This is a genomic window from Streptomyces sp. NPDC059477 (genome assembly GCF_042749375.1).
GTDB lineage: Bacteria > Actinomycetota > Actinomycetes > Streptomycetales > Streptomycetaceae > Streptomyces.
In genome coordinates this window covers 1-5,835 of record NZ_JBHYUG010000064.1, presented here as the reverse complement: position 1 = coordinate 5,835, position 5,835 = coordinate 1, and the positions used below count along the sequence as shown (strand labels likewise).

Here is a 5,835-nt window from a genome sequence, read left to right as displayed (position 1 = left end):
CTCCCCCCCCGGGCCCCCGGCCCCACCCCCCGCGGCCCCGCCGCGGGGCGCCAGCCCGCCCCCGGGGGGGGGGCGGGCCGCGGCGGGCGGGGCCCCACCTGGCGTGGTTTGCGTGGTCGCTGTCCCTACTGGGGCCCTGCTGTCAAGGTGAGCGGACGAACGGTCCGAGGGGGGAGCGAAGCCGTGAACTTCGTGTTCGTGTGTGGGTGGTGCGGCGCAGAGTGCGTCCTGTGGGGCGAGCCCGTCGTCTCGTGGTGGACGGACAAGTACGAGCTGCCGGACGAGTTCGAGTGCTGGGACTGCGGCGGGGACAACCGGACCGCGCCCCCGCCCTGGACACCGGCCGACTGAAACGGCGGTGGCCGTCGCTGGTGAGCACCCACAGAACGGACAGTGGTGCGTAGAACCGCCACACCGGCTCACCGCCATCGCTGGGCGTGCGCCGGACGGGCATGTCGGTGAGCGGGTCGATGAAGAACGCCTCTGGCTTGGCGTCCTGGGCGAGGACGGCGGACGGATCGCACATCGTCAGCCGGTGGGTCCACCGGTCGCTGATGGTGCCCTGCTGGACGGGGATCTCCGTCTGGAAACGCAGAACAGAGGATCTCCGCTGCGCGGAGCCGACGCCGCCGGTGAGATCCCGGCCAGCGGCCTTTCCTTCTTGCCAACTTCCCGGCAGGGATCGGCACCCGCGACCCAGGAACAAGACCGGCCCGGTACTGATCGTCTCCGGGACGGCCTGGGCATCGTTCGTTCGCCTCGTGTGCTCTGGGCGCTAGCGATCACGCCCGGTCGGGGTTGCCCGGCCGGGCGTTCCGCTGAAGCGGTCGCTTCCGACCGCTTCCGTCACGGCGTCAGCCCGCCGCCCCGGTCACCTCCCTGCGGCGTTCCTCGATCAGCGTCCGGTACTCGGCGTACCACGGTTCGGTCACCGCGCGTTCGCGCAGGAGCCGGGCCGCTCCTACCTCGCGTTCCTGGCGCCATCCCGACCACAGGGCGAACAGGGCCGCGACCGTCAGCAGATACGGCAGCCAGGAGACCGGCACCAGCAGGACCACGCTCACCCCGATCGCGCCGGCCGCGGCGAAACTCCCGGCCAGCACCCACGCGTACGCCTTCGCCGATGGACGGGTCGCCGCGTCCGCTTCGTCGTCCTCGACCTCGTCCAGCCAGGAGTACACCCAGGCGTCGCGGCTGAGGGTCCGGGCCACGGCGACCCCGACGAGTGCCACCACCAGCGCGTCGGCCACCGCGAGCCAGCGCACCGCCGTGTCCGCTACGAACCAGACCGTGATGGCGACCACCGTGCTCAGCGCGAGATGGAGCCGCGGCATGAGGACACGCACACCCCCGAGAAGCCGCTCCGCCTCGGCGAGGCGGACCATGGGAGAGAGCTCTTGCTTCGTCTTCTGCGCTTCCGATCACTTACTGGCGGGCACGATGGTCACGAGCGGGTAGGAGCAGACCCAGCACGTGCTGGCCTGGTGAAGCGGCGCAGACGGAACAGCAGGTCAACAGTGTGCCGGTGGCTAATGCCGCCCCAACTACCCTCTGTGCAATGACCAACGAGGACCACTAGTACCCACGGACCATCATCGTGGACAGGATCCGCGAGTACCTCCACCAGAGCGGGCTGCTCGACACCGAAGAGTTCCCGCCATCGAGGACGATGTGACCGACCTCGTCCGGACCATCATCACGGACATCGAGGGATACCTCGGAATGTGATCTGACAGCTGTCCGTCCATCGACGCCCCGGGCCCTCACACGGCATTCCTGGCCCGCCCGGGGCCGTATGCTGCGCGCCGCCCACTGCTCGACGGTGCCGTGCGCGCTGCCGGACATCACCACAGGCCGTAATAGGCGCCAGCCTCGTCGGTGCCATCCGGGCCGGGGCAGAGCCCATCGATGTGAAGGCTCTGCCCCGGCGGGTCTACCGGCGGTAGAATCATCGGTATGAGCAAGCCGACGAGCATCAAGACCAGCGAGGAAGTCCGCAACCGGCTGCGTGTCCTCGCCGACGAGCGCGGCACCACGATCACCGAACTGCTTGAAGAACTCGCCGCCCGCGAGCTCACGGAAGCCGAGCGGGAGCAGCGTGCTGTCGAGGCCGCCCGTGAGCTCGGCATCGAGTACACCGAGCAGGTCCGGCAGGTCGGCCAGGACGCCTGGGCGAAGGTCCGCGCCCATCAGGGCGGCGCCGCCGCATGAACCTGACGGCCGTCCTGGACCACACGGCTCTGGCCGCTCTGTACCGCGCGGACTCCTTCTTCACGGGCCTCTACATCGAGGCCTCGCGCGGCACCGGTCGTGTCATTGTCCCCTCCCTGTCCGTGCTCGCAGCCGAACGGCAGGTTGCGGGCGCCGGCAAGCACGCGGCATCCCTGCGGTTCGCACAGAGCGTTCCGTTCACCGCGGCGCACGCGATGGACGCGATGGACTGGAAAGACGTGGACTGGCCGGTGGCCCACGCCGCTGCGATCGCCTGGCACGCGGTGAAGGCGGGAGAGCCGCTGACGGTCCTGTCGCTGGAACCTGAGCTGTACGCGGGCACCGGCATCACTCCGCTGAACCCCACCTGACCCGCGCCGCATCGGACGTAACGCCCGTAGCCCCGGCGGCAAGCCGGGGCACGCGTAACCGGAGGGGCCCCCGACGGCAGTTGGTCGTCGACGGCCTCAACACCGACGACACCGCGGCGGACGCCCCGTAGCAGCTCGTGGGCATCGATGTGGCGGGCATGGTCCTGTACGCGGTGGCGGTGGTGTGGCTGGCGGGTCGGCGAACACCGACGCGGGCGGTTCCGGTTCCGAATTCGTACCTGGGCCGGTACCTGTGCCTATGCCCGTGCCGGTACCTATGCCGGTGCCGCCGGCGCTGCTCTATCCAGCCGCGTATCCCCAAGGACCCGGCGTTCACGCCCCGCACCCGTGGGGGCCGCCGGCTCCGCCCGACGCCGCCCTCGACCAGGGGCAGCGCCCCTCGACGTGACCGGGGTCAGCCGGTTCCGGTGCCGGTGTCGATGCCCGCCCTGCCCGTCCGGGCCAGCAGCAGCGCGCCTCCGGCCGCCAGCCCCAGTGCCCCCGCGGCCAGGAAACCGCGGGAGGAACGCCAGGACAGCACCGACCACCGCGACTGCACGGAGAGCACCGAACCCGTACTCAGCCAGGACCCGGCCGAGATCAGCGACAGCGACGACCCGATCGACCCGATCGACAGCGCACTGCCGATCGAGCCGACCGACAAGGCCGAACCGACGGACCCCACGGACAGGACCGACCCCACCGAGCCGATCGACAGCACCGAGCCCTGCGACCACAGCGACAGCACGGAACCAGAACCACGAGCAGAAGCCGGAACAGGACGGGGACCAGAACCAGGAGAGGCATTACCGGACGGCCGTGCGGGCAGTTTCGTCATGAGGCCATCCTGCCCGCCGGCCGCCGCTCGTTCATCAGATGGAGTGCGGGTCGCCCCCGTCCCACGCCGCCCGGCGCTCCGCCGGGAGGCGGTCCTCCTTGAGGCGGGGTTCGGCGTCGAACGACATCGTCCGGCGGTCGTCCCAGGTGATCGCCGGCCACTCCGGCAGTGCCGGGGTCGACGGGTCACCGCTGCGGGCGAAGGCGCTGAACGCGTCCACCATCTTGTCCGCGAGGCCCTGCGCGACGACGGGGTCCGCGGTCGGCGCGAGGTACTGCGTCCGCACGGCACCGAAGGTGTAGGGCACGTCCGAGGCGTGGAGCGGGCCGAGGCCGGTGGCATCGGCGTAGTCGAAGGTGTACTGGCGGACCGTCGCCCCGTCCCGGAGCAGCGCCTCGGCCAGCCAGATGGACGGCATCTGCACGAACGCGCTGCTGAGCAGGTCCGACTTCGGGTCACGGCCGGGCGACAAGGTCGCGGTGTAGGCGGCCAGGATCCGGTCGTGGCCCGCGTCGCCCACGGCGTGCCGGACGCCGTACTCGATCTGCGCCGACCACGGCTGCCCCGGAATGTAGTCCTTGTCGCAGGTGCCTATCAGCACCTCCACCTTGGACGTGAGCCGGTCGAGGGGGTGGCGCCGCAGTACGACACCGTCGACGACCGGGTGGAACGGTTCCGACCTGACGTCGCTGTTGCCGGTGCCGAGCGTGCTCGCTGCGGCGAGCAGGTCCTGGGCCGGCACGTCGATCAGCTGCTCGGCCGGGTCGAGGCCCAGGAGCTTCACGATCGTCTCGGTGCTGAAGTCGATGCCCTGCGGGGAGACGACCGGGCGCACTCCGCCGCTCTGCACGATCGCGCGCCGGAACAGGCCCCGGGCCTGCGGCGTGCCGAGCAGGACGCCGAGCGACATGCCGCCCGCGGACTCGCCCATCACCGTGATGTTGTCCGGGTCGCCGCCGAACGCCGCGATGTTCGCCCGGACCCAGTGCAGTGCCTCGATCTGGTCGAGGAGGCCGGCGCCGGAGCCGGGCCGGTCGGGCTGGTGAAGGTAGCCGAAGGCGTTGAGCCGGTAGTTGATCGTGACGAACACGGTGTCGGCCCGGCGGGCGTACACACTGCCGTCGTACACGCTGCCCTCGTTCAGGCTGCCCGCGCCGTTGATGAAGCCGCCGCCGGGGATCCAGACGATGACGGGCCGACGGCCCGTCGTGCCCTGCAACCACACGTTCAGGAACAGGCAGTCCTCGCTCTGCGGGGTGGTCGCGCCGGACGGGCCCCCCGCGACGACCTGGAGCGGCTCGTCGCCGAACGCCGTCGCGTCGCGGACGCCGTCCCAGGGCTGGACCGGTCGCGGCGGTGCGAAGCGGTGCGGGCCGGTCGGGGCCTCCGCGAAGCGGACGCCCTTCCAGACCGTGGTGTCGCCGTCCTGGGTACCGCGCAGCAGGCCCTGCCGGGTGGTGGCGACCGTCGGGTCCGATGCCCAGGCCCCCGAGGTCTTCGGGGCCGAGGCCGTCGACGAGGCCGTCCTGGCCGGCCATCCTCGATGGCGCGGCCGGAGAAGCAGCAGTCGAGGATGAGGACGCGCGCGGTGGCGGCGCTGCCGCCGAGGTCCTCACGCAGGAGATCGACTCCGAGGGCGCTGTATTTGGGGGAGTCGGCGCGGGTGTGGCCGGTGGCGAGGTAGAGGCGCCCTCGGTCGTCGACCAGGCCGTGCCCGGCGTAGTAGACCAGCAGGACATCGGTGGCTTCGGCGGCTGCTCCGGCGATGGCATGCCCGATGTCGGCGGTGGTGGCCATCGGGTCCACAACACGGCAGTGCGCGGGGCTGAGGACACCGGTGGTGGGGTCGGTCAGGTGCTGCCACATGCCGGTGATGTTCTCCCGTACGGCGTGCAGGTCGGCCAGGCCCTCGGATGCGGGGAAAAGGTCGACGCCGAGGAGTACGGCGCGGGAGCGGGCCGGGTCGGGGAACCGGATCACGGCTGCTGCCCGGACTCGTCCGTCAGCCGGTCGATCTCGCGGATCAGGTTGGGCAGGTCTTCCCGGACGTGACGGCCGTCTTCGAGCTCATTGGTTCTGCTCAAGCCCACCTACATGAGATCCGCACCGGCTACTACGAGGATGAACTGGAACGGACCCACCTCGACCTGGCTGCCGCATACGCATCCCTGGCCAAGGCAGGCGCACGCGCCATCGCCATCAGGATGGACATTGCAGATCCGCCCGATGAATAGAGCACCGATCTGCCGCCGCGGCGAAGGCGTCATGGAAGCCGGTCGGCCCTCGCCCACCGCGCCCAGGCCGATCCTGTGGGATGCGGCAGTGTCCAGCGGCCGCGGGCACACCGCAACCCCGGGGAAGTCGCGATTAAGCCCTCGGGGGGGCAGCACCCGCGCGCCCCAACAGGGACCCTGG

The 5,835-nt window shown here is 71.0% G+C and carries 7 protein-coding genes and 1 pseudogene; 4 read left to right on the top strand and 4 right to left on the bottom strand.

Annotation, left to right across the window (positions count from 1 at the left end; genetic code table 11):
• The first annotated feature begins 183 nt into the window (after nt 1–183).
• Entirely contained in the window at nt 184–351 is a 168-nt protein-coding gene (locus ACFXAZ_RS27235; protein ID WP_384596559.1) for a hypothetical protein, read from the top strand.
• A 503-nt stretch (nt 352–854) separates the two neighbouring features.
• Here the strand turns inward: ACFXAZ_RS27235 and ACFXAZ_RS27230 are convergent.
• A complete protein-coding gene (locus ACFXAZ_RS27230) occupies nt 855–1,385 on the bottom strand; it encodes a hypothetical protein (protein ID WP_384596556.1) in 531 nt (176 codons plus the stop codon).
• A gap of 571 nt (nt 1,386–1,956) precedes the next feature.
• Between ACFXAZ_RS27230 and ACFXAZ_RS27225 the strand changes: the two genes are divergently transcribed.
• A complete protein-coding gene (locus ACFXAZ_RS27225; protein WP_384596554.1) occupies nt 1,957–2,211 on the top strand; it encodes a hypothetical protein in 255 nt (84 codons plus the stop codon).
• The gene (locus ACFXAZ_RS27220; protein ID WP_384596551.1) at nt 2,208–2,582 is read left to right on the top strand and encodes a PIN domain-containing protein; all 375 of its coding nucleotides are present in this window, start codon (nt 2,208–2,210) and stop codon (nt 2,580–2,582) included. The genes ACFXAZ_RS27225 and ACFXAZ_RS27220 overlap by 4 nt, the downstream gene beginning before the upstream one ends.
• Before the next feature lie 415 nt (nt 2,583–2,997).
• On the opposite strand, the gene ACFXAZ_RS27215 is transcribed toward ACFXAZ_RS27220, so the two are convergent.
• From ACFXAZ_RS27215 to ACFXAZ_RS27205, 3 genes and pseudogenes are all read right to left on the bottom strand, one after another.
• A complete protein-coding gene (locus tag ACFXAZ_RS27215; RefSeq protein ID WP_384596548.1) occupies nt 2,998–3,330 on the bottom strand; it encodes a hypothetical protein in 333 nt (110 codons plus the stop codon).
• Between the two features lie 124 nt (nt 3,331–3,454).
• The gene (locus tag ACFXAZ_RS27210; RefSeq protein ID WP_384596637.1) at nt 3,455–4,984 is read right to left on the bottom strand and encodes a carboxylesterase/lipase family protein; all 1,530 of its coding nucleotides are present in this window, start codon (nt 4,982–4,984) and stop codon (nt 3,455–3,457) included.
• A 38-nt stretch (nt 4,985–5,022) separates the two neighbouring features.
• Nucleotides 5,023–5,400: pseudogene (locus ACFXAZ_RS27205) on the bottom strand (translation initiation factor IF-2); the annotation flags it as partial.
• Between the two features lie 68 nt (nt 5,401–5,468).
• Between ACFXAZ_RS27205 and ACFXAZ_RS27200 the strand changes: the two are divergent.
• The gene (locus ACFXAZ_RS27200) at nt 5,469–5,654 is read left to right on the top strand and encodes a hypothetical protein (RefSeq protein WP_384596641.1); all 186 of its coding nucleotides are present in this window, start codon (nt 5,469–5,471) and stop codon (nt 5,652–5,654) included.
• Nucleotides 5,655–5,835: the final 181 nt, after the last annotated feature.